At 67.6% G+C, this 19,242-nt stretch carries 15 protein-coding genes and 1 pseudogene; 11 read left to right on the forward strand and 5 right to left on the reverse strand.

The window, feature by feature from the left end:
• Positions 1–62: 62 nt before the first annotated feature.
• From OY559_RS09150 to asnS, 4 genes are read right to left on the reverse strand one after another with little or no spacing between them, the layout of a single operon-like run.
• A complete protein-coding gene (locus OY559_RS09150; RefSeq protein ID WP_277729749.1) occupies positions 63–692 on the reverse strand; it encodes an FMN-binding negative transcriptional regulator in 630 nt (209 codons plus the stop codon).
• Between the two features lie 10 nt (positions 693–702).
• The gene (locus OY559_RS09155; RefSeq protein WP_277729750.1) at positions 703–1,011 is read right to left on the reverse strand and encodes a hypothetical protein; all 309 of its coding nucleotides are present in this window, start codon (positions 1,009–1,011) and stop codon (positions 703–705) included.
• Positions 1,008–1,313 carry a hypothetical protein gene (locus tag OY559_RS09160; RefSeq protein WP_277729751.1) on the reverse strand — a complete coding sequence of 102 codons (306 nt, stop codon included), beginning with the start codon at positions 1,311–1,313 and terminating at the stop codon, positions 1,008–1,010. Before OY559_RS09160 ends, OY559_RS09155 begins: the two co-directional genes overlap by 4 nt.
• 3 nt (positions 1,314–1,316) lie before the next feature.
• Positions 1,317–2,717, reverse strand: coding sequence for an asparagine--tRNA ligase (asnS, locus tag OY559_RS09165; protein ID WP_277729752.1), 1,401 nt, complete (start codon positions 2,715–2,717; stop codon positions 1,317–1,319).
• A 119-nt stretch (positions 2,718–2,836) separates the two neighbouring features.
• Here asnS and OY559_RS09170 point away from each other — a divergent pair, with 119 nt between their 5' ends.
• The 11 genes and pseudogenes from OY559_RS09170 (at position 2,837) to OY559_RS09220 (ending at position 16,973) form a co-directional block, all read left to right on the forward strand.
• The gene (locus tag OY559_RS09170) at positions 2,837–3,175 is read left to right on the forward strand and encodes a HesB/IscA family protein (protein ID WP_277729753.1); all 339 of its coding nucleotides are present in this window, start codon (positions 2,837–2,839) and stop codon (positions 3,173–3,175) included.
• A 213-nt stretch (positions 3,176–3,388) separates the two neighbouring features.
• Positions 3,389–3,817 (forward strand): 30S ribosomal protein S6, encoded by a 429-nt coding sequence (gene rpsF, locus OY559_RS09175; RefSeq protein ID WP_142125379.1) that lies wholly within the window; start codon positions 3,389–3,391, stop codon positions 3,815–3,817.
• Positions 3,818–3,828: 11 nt separating this feature from the next.
• Entirely contained in the window at positions 3,829–4,059 is a 231-nt protein-coding gene (rpsR, locus tag OY559_RS09180; RefSeq protein ID WP_055942998.1) for a 30S ribosomal protein S18, read from the forward strand.
• Between the two features lie 97 nt (positions 4,060–4,156).
• Positions 4,157–4,606: a 50S ribosomal protein L9 gene (rplI, locus tag OY559_RS09185; protein WP_277729754.1), complete on the forward strand. Its 450-nt coding sequence runs from the start codon at positions 4,157–4,159 to the stop codon at positions 4,604–4,606.
• 200 nt (positions 4,607–4,806) lie between these two features.
• Entirely contained in the window at positions 4,807–6,207 is a 1,401-nt protein-coding gene (locus OY559_RS09190; RefSeq protein WP_277729755.1) for a replicative DNA helicase, read from the forward strand.
• Between the two features lie 223 nt (positions 6,208–6,430).
• Positions 6,431–9,469 carry a sensor histidine kinase gene (locus OY559_RS09195; RefSeq protein WP_277729756.1) on the forward strand — a complete coding sequence of 1,013 codons (3,039 nt, stop codon included), beginning with the start codon at positions 6,431–6,433 and terminating at the stop codon, positions 9,467–9,469.
• A 39-nt stretch (positions 9,470–9,508) separates the two neighbouring features.
• The gene (gene alr / locus OY559_RS09200) at positions 9,509–10,705 is read left to right on the forward strand and encodes an alanine racemase (RefSeq protein WP_277729757.1); all 1,197 of its coding nucleotides are present in this window, start codon (positions 9,509–9,511) and stop codon (positions 10,703–10,705) included.
• 30 nt (positions 10,706–10,735) lie between these two features.
• Complete coding sequence (locus OY559_RS09205; protein ID WP_277729758.1) at positions 10,736–12,154, forward strand: cryptochrome/photolyase family protein; 1,419 nt, start codon at positions 10,736–10,738, stop codon at positions 12,152–12,154.
• A 59-nt stretch (positions 12,155–12,213) separates the two neighbouring features.
• Positions 12,214–13,674 (forward strand): WS/DGAT/MGAT family O-acyltransferase, encoded by a 1,461-nt coding sequence (locus tag OY559_RS09210; RefSeq protein ID WP_277729759.1) that lies wholly within the window; start codon positions 12,214–12,216, stop codon positions 13,672–13,674.
• 211 nt (positions 13,675–13,885) lie between these two features.
• Positions 13,886–14,458, forward strand: a pseudogene (locus OY559_RS09215) (OmpA family protein); the annotation flags it as partial.
• 151 nt (positions 14,459–14,609) lie between these two features.
• The gene (locus OY559_RS09220; protein WP_277729760.1) at positions 14,610–16,973 is read left to right on the forward strand and encodes a Tex family protein; all 2,364 of its coding nucleotides are present in this window, start codon (positions 14,610–14,612) and stop codon (positions 16,971–16,973) included.
• 128 nt (positions 16,974–17,101) lie between these two features.
• On the opposite strand, the gene OY559_RS09225 is transcribed toward OY559_RS09220, so the two are convergent.
• Positions 17,102–19,162, reverse strand: a complete 2,061-nt coding sequence (locus tag OY559_RS09225) for a hypothetical protein (RefSeq protein WP_277729761.1) — start codon at positions 19,160–19,162, stop codon at positions 17,102–17,104.
• Positions 19,163–19,242: the final 80 nt, after the last annotated feature.

The following is a 19,242-nucleotide window of genomic DNA, read 5'->3' on the forward strand; positions in this document are numbered from 1 at the left end:
GATGCTCTACCGACCATCCTGAAGGTTAACGTGATCGTGTCGCGACTTGCGTCGCTCCCACATCATTCTGCCCGGCGGGCCAGACGCTCGCGCATCAGCTCGGCCACCGCCAGATTGTCTTCGCCGCCCAGCCGCTGCAGCGCGGCAGTGGCGCCCTCGACATTGGCGACAGGATGGTTCTGGCTGAGCTTGAACTTCAGTTCGACCCGTTCGACGGCGAAACGGAACCCGACGATCCCGCGCAGCTGGCGGACATGGTCGTCACGGTCGTGCTCGAAGCGCCAATCGTTGCCTACCCGGGCTTCGTTGACCTGGCTGAGCCGATCGACGATCGAGGCCAATCGGGCTGCGTCGTCGGTGGTCTCCAGCACGCCATGCAGGTGCGCAACCGCATAGTTCCAGGTCGGCACGCGGGCGGCTTCTTCCTTGTCTGCGTACCAGCCCGGCGACAGATAGGCATGCGGGCCGTGCACGATCAGCAGGGCAGGACCCGCATGGCGCGCCTGCGGGTTCGGTCGGGCCCAATGGCCTTCGATGACGATGCGCTCGCCATCGCGCGCGTAAAGCACCGGCAAATGGCTGGCGAAGGGGAGCCCGTCTACGACCGTGACCAGCGTGATGAAGGCATCACGGGCGATCAGCCGGTCCAGTTCGGTGAGATCGGTTTCGGTGAACGCGCGCGGTGAGTACATGGCGCGTGCCTCAGGCGCGGGCGCCCAGCGACTGCACCATCATCGGTCGCAGCATGTCGTCGCTGTCCGCGTGCGGGGGCGATATGTCGTGCAGGGAGAAGCCGCGTGCAAGCGCGTCGTCTTCGTCCAGGCCGTCCCAGGCGACGAATTCCGCGTCGAACAAGGCGGCGCGGGCGGTGTCTTCGCTGTCGTAGGGCAGGGTGTGCCCGTCGCTGTCCAGCACCTCGGCCGTGCCCGCCTCCAGCACGCGCAGGCGCGCCCAGATCAGCGTGCGGCCCAATGACGCCAGATACCAGTGTTCGCTCAGGTGATCGTTCATCCCAGGGCCTCCGCCCACAGCCACAACAATCCCGCCATGCCCAGCCCGATGAAGATCACGCACAGCGAGATCCGTGCCGGGGTGGCCAGGCCCGACAGTGAGCTGTCGGTGATCCGGCGATAGCCGCCACCCAACAGCCAGCGCAGCGCGGCCGGTTTGAGGAAGGCGCCTTCGCCCCATTGCGCGCCCAGCGCGGCATGGCGGTCACGGATGTGCACCAGTGTCAGCGGCCAGAAGATCACGAACGCGCAGAACCCGGCGATGGCGATGCCGACGAAGCAGAGAGCGAAGAACAACAGCATCGATCAGAACTCCGCGTTGCCCGGCGCGCGCGGGTAGGCGATGGCGTCGCGGATGTTGCTGAGCCCGCATACGTAAACCACCAGGCGTTCGAAACCCAGGCCGAAGCCGGCATGCGGCACCGAGCCGTAGCGGCGGAAGTCGCGGTACCAGCCATAGTGCGCCGGATCCAGCCCGAACTGCGCCATGCGCATGTCCAGCACGTCCAGGCGCTCCTCGCGCTGGCTGCCGCCGATGATCTCGCCGATGCCGGGCGCGAGCACGTCCATCGCGGCGACCGTCTTGCCGTCGTCGTTCAGGCGCATGTAGAACGCCTTGAAGTGCTCGGGGTAGTTGGTCACCACCACCGGGCGGCCGACGTGCTGCTCGGTCAGCCAGCGCTCGTGCTCGGTCTGCAGGTCCAGGCCCCATTCGACCGGGAACTCGAACTTCTGCCCGGACTTCTGCAGCAGCGAGATCGCATCGGTGTAGTCGATGCGCTCGAACGGCGAGTTGACGAAGGCTTCCAGGCGGGTCAGCGCGGTCGGTTCGACGCGCTCGGCGATGAAGGCCAGGTCGTCGGCGCGCTCGCTCAGCACCGCACGGAACAGGTACTTCAGGAAGTCCTCGGCCAGTTGCGCATTGGCGGCCAGGTCGTTGAACGCGACTTCCGGCTCGATCATCCAGAACTCGGCAAGGTGGCGTGTGGTGTTGCTGTTCTCGGCGCGAAACGTCGGACCGAAGGTGTAGACCTTGCTCATCGCCAGCGCGTACGCCTCGGCGTTGAGCTGGCCGGACACGGTCAGGAAGGTTTCCTTGCCGAAGAAGTCGCGGGAGAAATCCACCGCGCCTTCCTTGTCGCGCGGCAGGTTGACCAGGTCCAGCGTGGAGACGCGGAACATCTGGCCAGCGCCTTCGGCGTCGGAGGTGGTGATGATCGGCGTGCTGATCCAGAAGTAGCCGTTCTCGTGGAAGAACCGGTGCACGGCCTGTGCCAGCGAATTGCGGATGCGGGTGACCGCGCCGAACAGGTTGGTGCGCGGGCGCAGGTGGGCGAACTCGCGCAGGTACTCCAGCGAATGCTGCTTGGGCTGCATGGGGTAGGTCAGGGGGTCTTCCACCCAGCCCACGACCTCGACCGACGAGGCCTGGATCTCGAAGCTCTGGCCCTGGCCCTGCGAAGGCACCAGCGTGCCGGTGGCGACGACTGCGCAGCCGGTGGTCAGGTGCTTGATTTCGGATTCGTAGTTCGACAACGAATCGGGCGCCACCACCTGGATCGGCGCGAAGCATGAGCCGTCGCTGACGTTGACGAAGGACAGGCCCGCCTTGGAATCGCGCCGCGTGCGCACCCAGCCGCGCACCGTGACTTCGCCACCGGCCGGGAGCTTGCCCGCCAGCGCATGTTCGACGCTCACCACCGTCATGGCTTGAATCCTTCCGTAAACAGACACATTAATGGAACGCGGAGTTTACAAGAGCCGCGCGGCCCACGCTGCGTGGCCACCGCTATAATTCCTCCCCAGTTGTCCCGCAGGAGCACCGCATGGCCATCACCCTCACCCCGGTTGCGCTCGAACGCGTACAGCGTTTCGTCGAACAGACCCCGGGTGCGCTGGGCCTGCGTTTCGGAGTGACCCGCACCGGCTGTTCCGGCTGGGGCCATGTGGCCGACCTGGCCCGCGACCAGCGCGAGGGAGACACGGTGTTCGAGTTCCAGGGCGTGCGGATCTATGTGGACGCCGACAGCCTGGCGCTGGTGGATGGCACCGAGATCGATTTCGCGAAGCAGGGCCTGGGCGAGACCTTCCTGTTCAACAATCCCAATGCGGCGGCCGAATGCGGTTGCGGCGAGAGCTTCACCACCACGGCCGACGCGGCCTGAGCACGCAGGGCGGGGATGCAGCCCCGTCGCCGGCGTGAATCGCCCGGCTTGCCCCTAAGTCACTGACCTGACATAATTTCCGGCTCCCGATGGCCTGCTGGCCGCGGGTCCTTGCCCCACCGCACCCCGCCGGCATCCGCGCGGAGTGGTCGGGGGGCTGTCCCGCCCGGCGTGCATTCCGCGTGCCGGGCCCACATCCGAAAGGTAAAAACGATGCGTCACTATGAAGTCGTGTTCCTGGTCCACCCGGACCAGAGCGAGCAGGTGCCGGCCATGATCGAGCGCTACAAGTCGCTGATCGAGACGGGCAACGGCAAGATCCACCGCCTGGAAGACTGGGGCCGCCGCCAGCTGGCCTACCCGATCCAGAACCTGGTGAAGGCCCACTACGTGCTGCTCAACATCGAAGCCGACCAGGCCGTCCTGAACGAACTGGTCGAGAGCTTCCGTTTCAACGATGCGGTGCTGCGCAACCTGGTCATCAAGCGCGATGGCCCGGATACCGAGCAGTCCCTGATCATGAAGAACAAGGACGAGAAGGGCGACAAGCCCGAGCGTGGCGAGCGTCGTCGCCGTGACGACGACGAAGGCGAGGCCAGCACCGAGGCTTCGACCGATTCCGACACCGCCGAAGCCGCCTGAGGATCACACCCATGTCCAAGTTCTTCCGCCGCCGCAAGTTCTGCAAGTTCACCGCCGAAGGCGTGAAAGAGATCGACTACAAGGATCTCAACACCCTGCGCCAGTACCTGACCGAGAACGGCAAGATCGTGCCGAGCCGCGTCACCGGTACCAAGTCCCGCTACCAGCGTCAGCTGTCCACCGCGGTCAAGCGCGCCCGTTTCCTGGCGCTGATCCCGTACACGGACAACCACGACGTGTAATCCAGGACCTCCCCGCGCGGGGAGGTTCTTCTTCCTACTGTCATTCGGACAGCCAATCGCTGCAGGCCATGCCTGCTAACGAATACGGAGCAATACGATGGAACTGATTCTTCTGCAGAAAGTGACCAACCTGGGTGTCCTGGGCGACAAGGTCAACGTGAAGCCGGGCTACGGCCGCAACTACCTGGTGCCGCAGGGCAAGGCCGTGCCGGCCACCGCCGCCAACGTCGCCGAGTTCGAAGCCAAGCGCGCCGAGTACGAGGCCAAGGCCAAGGCCGTGCACGACGACGCCGAAGCCCGCGCCGCCAAGCTGGAAGGTGCCAGCGTCACGATCACCGCCAATGCCGCGACCGAAGGCAAGCTGTTCGGTTCGGTGGGTCCGCGCGACATCGCCGATGCGTTCACCGCCGCCGGCCTGCCGCTCGAGAAGAGCGAAGTCATCATGGGCGAAGGCGCGCTGCGCAACATCGGCGAGTACGAAATCGCCGTGAAGCTGCACGCCGACGTGCAGACGACCGTCAAGGTCGTGGTGCAGGCGGAAGCCTGATCCAGCAAGCGCATCATCCGTGATGCCGACAGACGGGCGCCGAAAGGCGCCCGTTCTGTTTCGAGGCCGGGAATCTCAGGTCCTGAGATTCCCACCGGTTATCCACACACTTATCTGCAACACAGTTGGGCATGGACGGCCTACCATGTCCGGCCGTGCTGGCGTTCGCCACGCATGTGCCGCAGGAGTCCGCCCCGCCCATGTCAGCACGCACCAACTTCCGCACCGACCCGCACGACGCGCGCATCGAACAGCTGCGCGTTCCGCCGAACTCCATCGAGGCGGAACAGGCGGTGCTGGGCGGCCTGATGCTGGCGCCGGAAGCGTACGACCGCATCAACGACAAGCTGACGCCGAATGATTTCTACCGTCGCGACCATCAGCTGATCTATCGCGCCATCGGCGAACTCGCGGAACGGAACCGTCCGTTCGATGCGGTGACGCTGGGCGAGTGGTTCGAGTCGCAGGGACACATGGAACTGGTCGCCGGCGGCGCCTACCTGGTGGAACTGGCCAGCACCACGCCGTCGGCGGCGAACATCACGGCTTATGCGGAGATCGTGCGCGACAAGGCGGTGATGCGCCAGCTCATCGAGGTCGGTACCGAGATCGTCAACGACGCGTTCCAGCCGGAGGGCAAGGAAAGCGACGAGATGCTGGCGGTCGCCGAACAGAAGGTGTTCGCGATCGCGGAGCAGGGCGCACGCGGGCGCACCGACTTCGTGGCGATGAACGATGCGTTGAAGGATGCGTTCGAAGTCCTGCGCGTGCGTTCGGAAAGCGGAGGCACCGTCACCGGCCTGCCGACCGGCTACACCGAGTTCGACATGATGACCGCGGGCCTGCAGCCCACCGACCTGGTGATCCTGGCGGCGCGTCCGGCGATGGGCAAGACCACGTTCGCGCTGAACATCGCCGAGTACGCGGCCATCAAGTCGAAGAAGGCCGTCGCGGTGTTCTCGATGGAAATGTCGGCCGGGCAGCTGGCGATGCGACTGATCTCTTCGGTCGGCCGCATCAATGCCACACGACTGCGCACCGGTTCGCTGGAGGATGAGGACTGGAGCCGCGTCACCAGCGCCATCCGCATCCTCAAGGACCAGGCCAAGGTGTTCATCGACGATACGCCCGGACTCTCGCCGGACGTGCTGCGCTCGAAGGCGCGCCGCCTGAAACGCGAACACGACCTGGGCCTGATCGTGATCGACTACCTGCAGTTGATGTCCGTGCCGGGCAACAGCGAGAACCGTGCTACCGAGATTTCCGAGATCTCGCGCTCCCTCAAAGGACTGGCGAAGGAACTCAACGTGCCGGTGCTCGCGCTGTCGCAGCTCAACCGTTCGCTGGAAACGCGTACCGACAAGCGTCCGGTGATGGCGGATCTGCGCGAATCGGGCGCCATCGAGCAGGACGCCGACATGATCGTCTTCATCTACCGCGACGATTACTACAACAAGGAAACGTCGCCGGACAAAGGCCTGGCCGAAATCATCATCGGCAAGCAGCGTTCGGGCCCGACCGGTTCGTGCAAGCTGCGCTTCTTCGGCGAATACACACGCTTCGACAACCTGAGCCACGACAGCATCGGCGCATTCGAGTGATCGGATCGATGTTCACGGCGGTGCGTGCCGCGTAGTACGCTGCACCCGGCAGGACCGGTCCACGGGGGAGCCGGCATCAGGCATTGACGGGCGCTGCGGGGCGTCCGGACGAGATGCCCGGTACGGTGGAGGTCCGGATCACGAATGACCAGCAGTGATCCGCCGCAGCGGCGATGGCAGCGGCGGAAACAGATCTGCCAGCGAGTAAATCCAGGGGAATCCAGTGGCCAGTGCGTCGGGCGCGGGCACAAGCAGGCGATGGCGTGGCTGGCGGGCGGCATGGGCCGGCCTGGTGTTGCTCGTGCTCGTGCAGACCGCGTCCGCACTCGAGATCCACCGCCAGCTGTCGCAATTCCACCACACGGCCTGGAGCGTCAAGGACGGTGCACCGGGTCAGATCACCGCGCTGGCGCAGACGGCGGACGGTTACCTCTGGCTGGCTACCCAGATCGGCCTGTATCGCTTCGACGGCGTGCAGTTCGAGCGCTACGAGCCGCCGGTCGGCGAGGCGCTGCCCGCGACCAGTGTTTCGGCCCTGCATGCATCTCCAGAAGGCGGGCTCTGGGTGGGTTTCCGCTACGGCGCCGTCAGCCATATCCATGGCGGCACGCTGACGCATTACGGAGAGGCGCAAGGCCTGCCCAGTGGCACCGTGTTCGCCTTCGCGCGCGATGCCGATGGCCGGCTGTGGGCGGCCACCTTCACCGGACTGGTCTACCTGGAGCGGGGGCGATGGCATGCGCTGGGACCGGAATGGGAATTCCCCGGCCGGCAGGCGCGCACCGTGTTCGCCGATGCGGCCGGCACGTTGTGGGTGGCGAGCGAGCAAAGCGTTGCCTTCCTGCCACGCGGAGCCCGGGCGTTCCAGCGCGTGCCTGCCGCGGTTGGCCGGATCAGCCAGTTTTCGCAGGCGCCGGACGGCGGCATCTGGATTGCCGAGGCGGATCGCGCGGTACGCGCCTTGCCCTTGCCGGGCGCTCCGGCGTCGACCGTTGCGCTGCCACTGCCATCGGCCGGCCTGCTGTTCGATCGCGACGGCGCGCTGTGGGCCACCACGCTGGGTGACGGCGTCTACCGGCTGGCCGGCGAAGGGCGCCCGCACTTCGAGAGCTATCGCCAGCGCGATGGCCTGAGTTCGGACTACGCATTGCCGCTGCTGGAGGACCGCGAAGGCACGATCTGGCTGGGCAGCAGTCGCGGGCTGGACCGCTTCCGCCATGCCAACGTGGTGCTTGCCCGCTTGCCGGATGGTGCGCACGACTTCGCCATCGTCGCCGGTGAGGGCGCGTCCGTGCTGGCGGGAAGTCGCAACCGGCCCCTGATGCGACTGCGGGGCGGCGTGCTGGAGACGCTGCCGCTGCCTCCCCCACTGACCGCCGCGCACAGGGACGACAGTGGCGTGGTCTGGCTCGGCGGCCCCAAAGGACTCTGGACATTGCGTGACGGTACGCTGGCGCCGGCGGCACCCCTGCCGGTCAGGGCGTACTCGGGTGTGCAGGCGATCGCGCGGACGACCGACGGCACGCTGTGGGTGTCGTTGAACACACCTGGCATCCATCGTCTGCGTGACGGTCGTTGGACCCATCTGCAGGAACTTCCGGGCACCCGCGATGGTTCGTCGCCGCTGAGCCTGCTTGCCGACCGGGAGGGGCAGTTGTGGATGGGCTTTGCGCACAATCGCATCGCGCGGATGCGGGACGGCAGCCTGCAGGTGTTCGGTCCCTCCAAGGGGCTGGATGTGGGCAACGTGAGCGCGCTGCATCAGGGACGTGCCGCCATCTGGATCGGGGGCGAGCAGGGGCTCGCGCGTCTGCGCGGTGACCGCATCCAGAGCCTGCGTGCGCAAGCGGACAGCCCGTTCCGCGGAATTTCCGGCATCGTGGAGACGGCGGACGGCGATCTCTGGCTCAACGGGGCGCGCGGCATCGTGCGGGTGCCGGCCAGCGCCATCGAGGCGGTGCTCGGGGATGCGCCGCAGGCTGCGTACGATCTCTTCGACTTCCTCGATGGACTGCCCGGTATCCCCGCGCAGTTCCGGCCCATCCCGACCGCACTGCAGGCCGGCGATGGGAAACTCTGGTTCGCCACGACCAGCGGCGTGGTGTCGATCGATCCGAAGGCGATCCGGCGCAATCCGTTGCCGCCGCCGGTAGTGGTCCGCTCGCTGTCCGTCGACGGCCGGATCCATCGCCTGGAGGGCACGTCACTGTCGTTGCCAGCGGGCGCGCGCAACCTGCAGATCGGCTACACCGCGTTGAGCCTGGCCATCCCCGAACGGGTCCGGTTCCGCTATCGGCTCGAAGGCTATGAACAGGAATGGCAGGAAGCCGGCACGCGTCGCGTGGCCTACTACAACAATCCCGGGCCGGGGCACTATGTTTTCCGCGTGCTTGCCGCCAACAACGACGGCGTGTGGAACGAGGAGGGCGCCAGCATCGCGTTCTCGATCGCGCCGCGCTACTACCAGACGCCATGGTTCGCCCTGCTGTGCCTCGCGCTGGTCGCCGGTCTGCTGTGGGTCGCCTACCTGATGCGTCTGCGGAGCGTATCCCGCCAGATCCATGACCGCCTGCAGGAGCGCCACCGCGAACGCGAGCGCATCGCCCGGGAGTTGCACGACACCCTGCTGCAGAGCGTGCAGGGGCTGATCCTGCGCTTCCATGCGGTGGCGGGATCGCTGGGGGCGAGTGCGCCGGGGCGCCAGGCCCTCGAGTCCGTGCTGGAGCGCGCCGACGACGTGCTGGTGGAGGCGCGCGACCGCGTGCTCGACCTGCGTGCGAGCCACCATGCGGGCGGCCTGTCCGACGTGTTTGTCCGGATGGCGGCCGACCTGGCCAGCGATACGGATGTTTCCTGCCGGGTGACGATGGAAGGACAAGCCGCGTCGCTGGATCCGATCGTGCAGGACGAACTGGTGCAGATCGGGCGCGAAGCGCTGCTCAATGCATTCCGCCATGCCCAGGCGGAGCGCATCGACGTCGTGATCGAACAGGGAACGGATGGCGTGCGCATCCGCTTCATCGATGACGGCCGCGGCATCGCGCCCGATGTGCTGGCGAGCGGAGGCCGGCACGGACACTGGGGGCTGGCCGGCATGCGCGAACGCGCAGAGCGGCTGGGCGCGACGCTGGACGTGGCATCGCGACCGGGCGAGGGCACTTGCGTCGAAGTCCATGTGCCGGCGGCACTCGCGTACCGCGCGCGCGCGCGCGGGTGGCGACGCTGGCTGCGCGGGCGCCGCGATGGGAAGGACGGTCGCTGAAGCAGCGGGCATCCGCATTCGCACCGCTACAATCCCCCCATGCCTGGACCTGACCACATCGAGGGAATGGACTTCGCGGCCTCGTTCCGGCCCGAGGCGAATGATCGTCCCACGCGCATCCGCGTGGACCTGGATGCGTTGAGCCACAACTTCCATGCGTTGCAGGCGCACGCGGGCGTGCCGGTGATGGGCATCGTCAAGGCCAATGCCTACGGGCACGGGCTGGTGCCCGTCGCGCGACACCTGCAGGCCCAGGGCATCGGACAACTGGGCGTGGCGCTGGTGGAGGAGGGCATCGCCCTGCGGCGCGCGGGGGTGACGGTACCCATCCTGGCGCTGGGTGGGATCCATGCGCCGCAGGTCAGCCAGTTCCTGGCGTGCGACCTTGAAGTGACCGTGTCCTCGATCGCCAAGCTGCGGCAGGTCGAACTGGCGGCGGAATCGCTGGGACGCCACGCGGTGATCCATCTGAAAGTGGACACCGGCATGGAGCGCATCGGCGTGCACAGCGAGAATGCCGGGCCGCTGATCGAGGCGGCGACCGCTTCACGCTGGTGCACGGTGAAAGGTGTCTACTCGCATCTTGCGTGCTCGGACGACCCGGCCTCGCCGATGACGCTGGAACAACTGGGGCGCTTTCTCGACGCCTGCCGGCATTTCGAGCGCATCGGTGCGCCGATGCCGATCCGCCACCTGGCCAACTCGGGTGGCGTGCTGCATTTCCCGGAAACCTGCCTGGACATGGTGCGCCCCGGCATCGCGCTGTACGGCGTGATGCCTGATGCCGCCTCCCGCCCGACCGTGGCGTTGAAGCCCGCGCTGTCGCTGGTTTCGAAGGTGGTCTACTTCAAGGTGGTCAACGCCGGTCGCACGGTCAGTTACGGCGCCACCTGGACGGCGCCAACCGATACCCGCATCGTCACCGTGCCGATCGGCTACGGCGACGGCTATCCGCGTTCGCTGTCCTCGCGGGGGGAAGTGCTGGTGCGGGGTGCGCGCCATCCCATCGTCGGGCGCGTGTGCATGGACCAGTTCATGGTCGACCTCGGTCCGGGAGGCAGTGCCTACAACGAGGATGAAGTGGTGCTGATCGGCCGCCAGGGCGACGATGCCATTTCGTGCGAAGCGGTGGCATTGGCGGCCGGCACCATTCCGTACGAGATCCTGACCGGGCTCAATGCCCGCATCCCGCGCGAATACGTCGGTGCCGCATCCGGCTTGGCGTCCGCGACGTAAGCCAGCACACCGTTCCCTCGGATTTTCCGCATGCCGACCGCCCTCGTCTGGTTCCGCCATGATCTGCGCCTGGACGACAATCCTGCGCTGCGGGCCGCGCTGGAGCAGGGCTTCACGCCCGTTCCGGTGTACCTCCATGCGCCGGACGAGGAGGGCGAGTGGACGCCCGGGGCAGCGTCCAACGCCTGGCTCCATCGCTCGCTGGCCGCGCTGGATGCCGACCTCCAGCGCCGCGGATCGCGTCTGCTGCGGCGGCATGGCTCCAGCGCGGCATCGCTCGACGCGCTGCTCGACGAGACCGGCGCGCAGGCCGTGTTCTGGAACCGCAAGTACGAGCCGGCCACCCAGCCGCGCGATGCGGCGCTGAAGAAGACGCTGCGCGAACGCGGCGTGCAGGTCGAGAGCTTCAAGGGCGTGCTGCTGTTCGAGCCGTGGGACCTCGCCACGCAGCAGGGCACGCCCTACAAGGTCTTCACCCCGTTCTGGCGCGCGGCGCTGTCGCAGTGGCGGGTCCCCGAACCGTGGACCGCGCCGGCGCAATTGCCATCCGTCGACACCGCGCTCCGGAGCGAGCCGCTGGATGCGTGGAAACTGGCGCCTTCGCTTGGCTGGGATGCAGGCTTCTGGGGCGCGTGGACGCCGGGTGAGGCCGGCGCGCGCGAAGCACTCGAGGTCTTCATCGACGGTGCACTCAATGGCTACCGCAGCGACCGCGACCGCCCGGATCGCACCGGCACCTCGCGCCTGTCCCCGCACCTGCACTTCGGGGAGATCGCACCGTGGCGCATCGTGGCCGGACTGGAGCGCGCGCGCACGGCCGCCAACAGCGCCGACATGGACGGTTACATCCGTGAGCTGGGCTGGCGTGAATTCGGCTACCACCTGCTGCATCACTTCCCGCAGACCACCACGCAGAACCTCAATCCGCGCTTCGAACACTTCGACTGGGCGAAGGTGGACCCCGCAGCCCTCGACGCCTGGCGACGCGGCCGCACGGGCGTGCCCATCATCGACGCGGGCCTGCGCGAACTCTGGGCCACCGGCTACATGCACAACCGCGTGCGCATGATCGTGGCCAGCTACCTGACCAAGCACCTGCGCTACCACTGGCTGCACGGCGCACGCTGGTTCTGGGACACGCTGGTGGACGCCGACCTGGCCAGCAACACACTTGGCTGGCAATGGACCGCGGGCACCGGCGCCGATGCCGCGCCGTACTTCCGTGTATTCAATCCGGTCACGCAGGCGGAGAAGTTCGATCCCAACGGCACGTACATCGCCCGCTGGGTGCCTGACCTCGCCGCGCTGCCTGTACCGCTGCGCTTCGCGCCGTGGCAAAAGCCCGACCTGCTGGCACGCGTCGCGCCGGACTATCCGCGCCACCCCATCGCCGACCTGGCCGCAGGTCGCGACGGCGCATTGGCGGCGTACCGCAAGACCGGCGACTGAGCTGCGTTGACGCCTTTCGGCGCCGCGTGCTTCACTCGGCGCGGGAGAGGAGGGCAAGCATGGCCACGAAGAAGGCGCCGGCAAAGCCGCGTCGCGAGCCGATGTCGCGGGTGGATACCGCCTGGTTGCGGATGTGTCGTCCGACCAACCCGATGATGATCACCGGTGTGCTGATGTTCGACGAGCCGATGACGCTCGACCGGCTGAAGCAGGTCATCAAGCGGCGGTTCCTCGCTTATCCGCGCTTCCTGCAGAAGGCGGTCGACACGCCGGCAGGGGCGTCGTGGGTAACCGATCCCGATTTCGACCTCGATTGGCATGTGCGCCTGTCAGCGCTGCCCGGCCGGCACGATCCGGCGTCAGAGAAGAAGGCTCTGGAACGCTTCACCAGCCAGATGGCTTCCACGCCGCTGGACAAGACCAAGCCGCTCTGGCAATTCCACCTGATCGAGCGCTACGGCACGGGTTCGGCGCTCGTCGCGCGCATCCACCACAGTTACGCCGACGGCATCGCGCTGGTGCAGGTGCTGCTGTCGCTGACCGATACCAGTCGCAAGCCGGATGCCGGCAAGGACCTGCGCTCGGCCTGGCTGAAGAAGGATGGCGTGGAAGTCGTGCGCCGGGTCGGCGCCATCGATCGCTACATGCAGCTGGGCGGCAAGGTGCTGGGCAAGGGCATGGAGATGTACCGTGATCCCACGCTGGCCACGGTGCTGGCGAAGGAGGGAGGCGAGATCGGTCGCGAACTGCTGCATGCACTGTCGCTGTCGGACGACCCGCCGACGCTGCTGCGCGGCAAGCTGGGCGTCAGCAAGCGGGTGGCCTGGGCCGAGCCGCTGGACCTGGAGGAAGTCAAAGCCGTCGGCCGCGCCTGCGATTGCACCGTCAACGATGTACTGATGGCCGCGGCCTCCGGCGCGCTGCGCAGCTACATGCTGGAGCGTGGCGAGCAGATCGATGGGGTCACCCTGCGCGCCACCGTGCCCGTCAACCTGCGGCCGCTGGAGCATGCCCGCAAGCTGGGCAACCATTTCGGTCTCGTGTTCCTGGACCTGCCGGTGGGCGAGGACAATCCGATCCGTCGGCTGGAGCGCGTGGCGGAGTGCATGCGCGACTTGAAGAACTCGCGGCAAGCCATTGTTGCCTTTGGACTTCTGGCTGCGCTTGGCATGGCGCCTTCCGCCATCCAGAGCGTCGCGCTTGAGCTGTTCTCGCGCAAGGCCACGGCGGTGGCCACCAACGTGCCCGGTCCGCAGCAGCCGCTGTACATGGGCGGATCGCGGCTGCGCGAGATGATGTTCTGGGTGCCGCAGACCGGTTCCATCGGCATCGGTGTCTCGATCCTCAGCTACAACGGCCGCGTGCACTTCGGACTCATCGCGGACGCCAAGTTGATCCCGGACCCGGACGCGGTGATCCGGCGTTTCGGGCCGGAGTTCGACAAACTCCTGTACCTGTCGCTGATGGGCGACTGGGAGCGGACGCTGGACGCACCGGCGGCCACCGCCTTGCTTCCCTGACCCTGCCCCCACCTGAATGAACAGGGCGGAAATCGCGCGCCATGAACACTTCGGTGGTTAGGCTGGCGGCCGTTCCGGGGATTACCCCGCACGCCACCAAGGAGGATCCATGAATGCGATGCTGAAGACCGGCGCCCTGGCTGCGCTCACCGTCACTCTGCTGGGCGGCTGTGCCAGCTACACCGGCCAGACCAATGATCCGAATGATCCCAACCGCACCCGTACCGGTGCCCTGATCGGTGCCGGCATCGGTGCCGTGGCCGGCCTGCTGAGCGGCAGCGATGCCACCGAACGCCGCCAGCGCGCGCTGGTGGGTGCCGGTGTCGGCGGCCTGGCGGGCGGCTCCATCGGCGCCTACCAGGATCGCCAGGAAGCGGAGCTGCGCCGCCAGACCGCGGGCACGGGCATCGATGTCAGCCGCGATGGCGACGTCATCAAGCTCAACCTGCCCGACGGCGTGACCTTCGACTTCGGCAAGGCCGACCTGAAGTCGCAGTTCTATCCCGCGCTCAACAACGTGGCGTCCACGCTGCGGGAGTACAACCAGACCATCGTGGAAGTCAGCGGCCACACCGACAGCATCGGTTCCGACGCGGTCAACCAGCGCCTGTCGGAACAGCGCGCGGCTGCGGTCGGCAACTACCTGATCGGCCAGGGCCTGCAGCGCGAGCGCTTCGAGATCGTCGGCATGGGCAAGCGGTATCCGGTCGCCAGCAACGATACCGACGCGGGTCGTGCGATGAATCGCCGCGTCGAAGTGCGCGTACTGCCGGTGCGCTCGTAAGCCATCGTTGCAGCGTGTGGAAAACGGGCCGCGCAAGCGGCCCGTTTTCTTTGTCGCTTCCGCCTCGCGCTGTCAACCCTTTCCCAGCGCTGCCATCCGTTGCCACAATCGGCATCCCACCCGGTCCATCGGGTTTTCCAGTACGGACGCAATGCAAGACCGCAATCCCCAGATCGCCCAGCACATCGCCGCCACCATCGCCGCCGAGATCGGCGCACAGACCGCGCAGGCCAAGGCCGCCATCGCGCTGCTGGACGAAGGCGCCACGGTTCCCTTCATCGCCCGCTACCGCAAGGAAGTCACCGGCGGGCTGGATGACATCCAACTGCGCGACCTCGAGACGCGCCTGACCTACCTGCGCGAACTGGAAGACCGTCGCGCCGCCGTACTGGCCAGCATCGACGAGCAGGGCAAGCTGACCGACGAGCTGCGCGCCGACATCGAAGCCGCCGACAGCAAGGCGCGCCTGGAAGACCTGTATCTGCCTTACAAGCCCAAGCGCCGCACGCGCGCGCAGATCGCGCGCGAGGCGGGACTGGAACCGCTGGCCGACGGCCTGCTCGCCGATCCTACCCAGGTGCCGGAGGTCGCGGCCGCCGCGTATGTCGATGCCGACAAGGGCGTGGCTGATGCCAAGGCCGCGCTGGACGGCGCGCGCGCCATCCTGATGGAGCGCTGGGGCGAGAACGCCGCACTGGTCGGCGAACTGCGCGCCTGGATGACCGACGTCGGCGTGATCCGCGCCAAGGTTGCGCAGGGCAAGGAGAACGAAGGCGCCAAGTATCGCGACTACTTCGACCACGCCGAATCGTTGGCGAAGATTCCCTCGCACCGCCTGCTGGCGCTGTTCCGCGCGCGCCGCGAAGAGATCCTGCTGCTCGACCTCGACCCGGGCATGGAGGCCGAGGCCGGCCACCAGCAGGCCGAGGGCCGTGTGGCGGTGCATGCGGGCGTCTCCTCGCAGGGACGCGCGGCCGACAAGTGGTTGCTGGATGCCTGCCGGCTGACCTGGCGCGCCAAGCTGCACATGCACCTGCTGCTGGACCTGTTCAACCAGGCGCGCGAGAAGGCCGAAGCCGAGGCCATCGCGGTGTTCGGCGACAACCTGAAGGACCTGCTGCTGGCGGCGCCTGCGGGGCCGAAGGCCGTGCTTGGCCTGGACCCGGGCCTGCGCACCGGCGTGAAGGTCGCGGTGGTGGACCGCACCGGCAAGCTGGTCGACCACGCCACCATCTACCCGCATGAGCCCAAGCGCCAGTGGGATCAATCGCTGCACGTGCTGCGTGCGCTGTGCGCGAAGCACCAGGTGGAGCTGATCGCCATCGGCAACGGCACCGCCAGCCGCGAGACCGACAAGCTGGCCGGCGACCTGATCAAACAGGCCGCGGAGCTGAAGCTGGAGAAGATCGTCGTCAGCGAAGCCGGCGCATCGGTCTACTCCGCCTCTGAATTCGCATCGAAGGAATTCCCGGACCTCGACGTCAGCATCCGTGGCGCGGTCTCCATCGCACGCCGACTGCAGGACCCGCTGGCCGAGCTGGTGAAGATCGAACCCAAGGCGATCGGCGTGGGCCAGTACCAGCACGACGTGGACCAGTTCCGCCTGGCGCGGGCGCTGGATGCGCGCGTGGAGGACTGCGTCAACGCCGTCGGCGTCGACGTCAACACCGCCTCGGCCGCGCTGCTGACGCGCGTGTCCGGCCTGTCGTCGACGGTGGCCGAGAACATCGTGCGTTTCCGCGACGAACACGGCGCCTTCCGCACACGCAAGGCGCTGCTGGGCGTGCCGCGGCTGGGCGAGAAGACCTTCGAGCAGTGCGCCGGCTTCCTGCGCATCGCCGACGGCGACGAACCGCTGGACGCCTCGTCCGTGCATCCGGAAGCCTATCCGGTGGTGGAACGCATCCTGGCCGGCAGCGGCAGGCAGGTGAAGCAGATCGTCGGGGACATCGTGTTCCTGCGCGCGGTGAAGCCCGAGCAGTACACCGACGGGACGTTCGGCGTACCGACCATCCGCGACATCCTCAAGGAACTGGAAAAGCCCGGCCGCGATCCGCGCCCGGAATTCAAGGCCGCGCGCTTCGCCGACGGCGTGGAAGACATCAAGGACCTGCGCGAAGGCATGATCCTGGAGGGCGTGGTCAGCAACGTGGCCGCCTTCGGCGCGTTCGTCGACATCGGCGTGCACCAGGACGGCCTGATCCACATTTCCGCGCTGGCCGACCGCTACGTGAAAGACCCGCGTGAAGTGGTGAAGGCCGGCGACATCGTCAAGGTGAAGGTGCTGGAGGTCGACGTGGCCCGCAAGCGCATCGCGCTGACGCGCCGCCTCGACGATGCGCCTGCGCCGCAGGCACCGCGCGAAGCACGCGTGAACGATCCGCGTCCGCCGCGCGGACAGGAACGTGGTCCTTCCCGCGACAACCGGCGTGGCCCGGCCCCGTCCAAGCCCGGCGCAGCGCCAGCCGACAATGCGCTGGCCGCGGCCTTCGCGCGCGCGAAGGGGCAGGGCTGATCGGAGTCAGCCCTCGTTTCCATGGGGGAGCGGCGTGAGTCGCGATGGCCGTTCCGATGCCCCTCCGTGCAGGAGGGGTGCTCCGGGTACGGTCGCGACTTGCGTCGCTCCCACAAAGGCGTGCGTGATCAGCGGGCGCGGTCGCGCACCGTCGTCGCATAGGGCGCGAGGTAGTGGCTCAGTCCGCCGGTCCGCAACCGCGTGGCGGCCGCGCTCCAGTCGACCGGCGCGCCGGCCTTCAGCGCCTCCAGCACGGCCACGACCGACAGCTCCACCTCCGGCAGCCCGCTCGCGCCCGGTGCGTTGCGGCGCTGTTCGATGGCCTCGAACAGCACGGCATTGGCCTCGGGGTAGGACAGCGGTTCAGTCGCGCCGTGTGCGCTGCGCCACGCGGGCGTCTCCAGCACCGCATTGACGTGCGAGAGGATCAGCCAGGTCGCGCGGCCGATCAGTTTCAGGTTGCCGGGTTGCACGCTGGTCATGGTGTTGCCGACCACGCGGCCACGCTTGGCCATGACGCCGGTGGAATGCGCATTGAGCAGCATCTTCAGCGCGATGGTCTGGTCAAGCTCGAACGCATCGCGCTGCGGCACCGTCACCGCGATCACCGGCACGGGACGGGGCAGGGCGGCGGCATCGCGCACGACCTCGGAGGCCAGCGGACGTGCGGACACCGACACCAGCACCAGGTCTGCGCCTGCTGAAGCGAACGCCTGCAGCCACTGCCGGTTCGCCTCGTCATGTGCTTCATCGCCGAGCAGGATCAGCGCACCGGAATCGCCCGCCTGCGGTCCGCTGCGGCGCATGTTGGCATCGGAATACGACAGGTCGTACAGCGCCTGCTGTTCGTCGCCCGCGTTCGCCAGCCCGCGCAGCGCGGACTCGCGCAGGTACGGGTCCGGGATGCCGGTTTCGAACGGCGGCAGGTACAGCGCTTTGTCCAGTCCGTGGAAGGGACGGTGCAGCAGTGCCTGCCAGGCCTCTTGCGCATTGCCAGCGGGCGTCCAGACCTGGATCCACGAACGCCGTTCCGGTGCGTCCACAGGGTCCAGCGGGCCGAGCCGGAAGGTAGGTGCACGCTCGGTGACGTCCACGAACACCGGCATCAACGCGCGCGTGGCCAGGTAGGTGGCACGGTGTCCGGCGGCGTAGCTTGCGGCTTCGCGCTCGGTCCACGCTGCCAGTTTCGGCGCGGCCGCCGCGACAGTCCGCTGGATGCCGGCGAAGCCGCGCAGGCGATCGGCGATGCTGGCGTCGCTGAAGCCCAGCGCGACGAGTTCGTCTGCCGACAGCACCTCGCTCAACAGCGTGCGCGTTGCGTCCTCCAGCACCACGCCCAGCACGTACAGGCTGGTGGTGGTGGCCTGCATGCGGGTGGAGCCGGTGATCGCCTGCGGCCCGGTGGGCAACGGGATCTTGGTGATCCGCGGATCGTCCAGCACGCGACGGCTGCGCTCGAACGGGCGCAGCACCTCATCGGGATTGTTGTAGACGAACCACGTACGCCGTGCGTCCACACCGGCCTGGTCGGCGGCCGCCAGCGCGGTGCCGATCACGGCCGAGGTTTCACCGCCCTCGGTGACCGCGAAGACCAGGTCATCGCGCTGGATACCGTTGTCCTGCAACTGCAGGCGGCCGATCTCGGGGATGTCCTCGAAGCCTTCCAGCGAGGCGATCAGCGCGCGGTCGCCGCCGGTGATCTCGCCACGCACGCGTTCGCCCAGGCCGGGAAAGCGCGCCTCGATCTTGGCCATTGCCGGTGATGCGGCAGTGCGCTGCCAGAACGGGCGCCACAATCCGCTTTCGATCGTTTCAGCGAGGCGTCCGGTCGAGCCCGTGCCATAGAAGTACAGGCGGTGCCCGTCGCGCAGCGCGCGGGTGATGTCGCGCGAGGCCGCCTCCAGCGCTGCCCGCCGTGCCGGATCGTCGGCCACGTCCTGCAGGGCCTTCGCGATGTCCTCGTCCACCGCCAGCAGCGCTGCCAGTCCGTCGGTGGTATCGGCCGCGATGCGCGTGCTCAGGTCGAAGCTGCGTGGGTGGCGCTGTTCGGTCAGCAGGCTGTGCAACTGGAACTGCTGCTTGTGCGCCACGAAGTCCTGCGACTGCGCCGAGGGGGTCACGCCCAGGCGGGACGGCGCAGGTTGCGCAGTGGCGGGGGCCAGGACACCGGCCATGGCAAGGAAGGACATGCTTCGCATGATGCAATTCGCCGTACGGGACATCGGATCCCTCATCAGACAACGGAAGACGGTGTCGAGACCGGCGATGT

Origin of the sequence: Pseudoxanthomonas sp. SE1 (genome assembly GCF_029542205.1) — a bacterium.
GTDB lineage: Bacteria > Pseudomonadota > Gammaproteobacteria > Xanthomonadales > Xanthomonadaceae > Pseudoxanthomonas_A.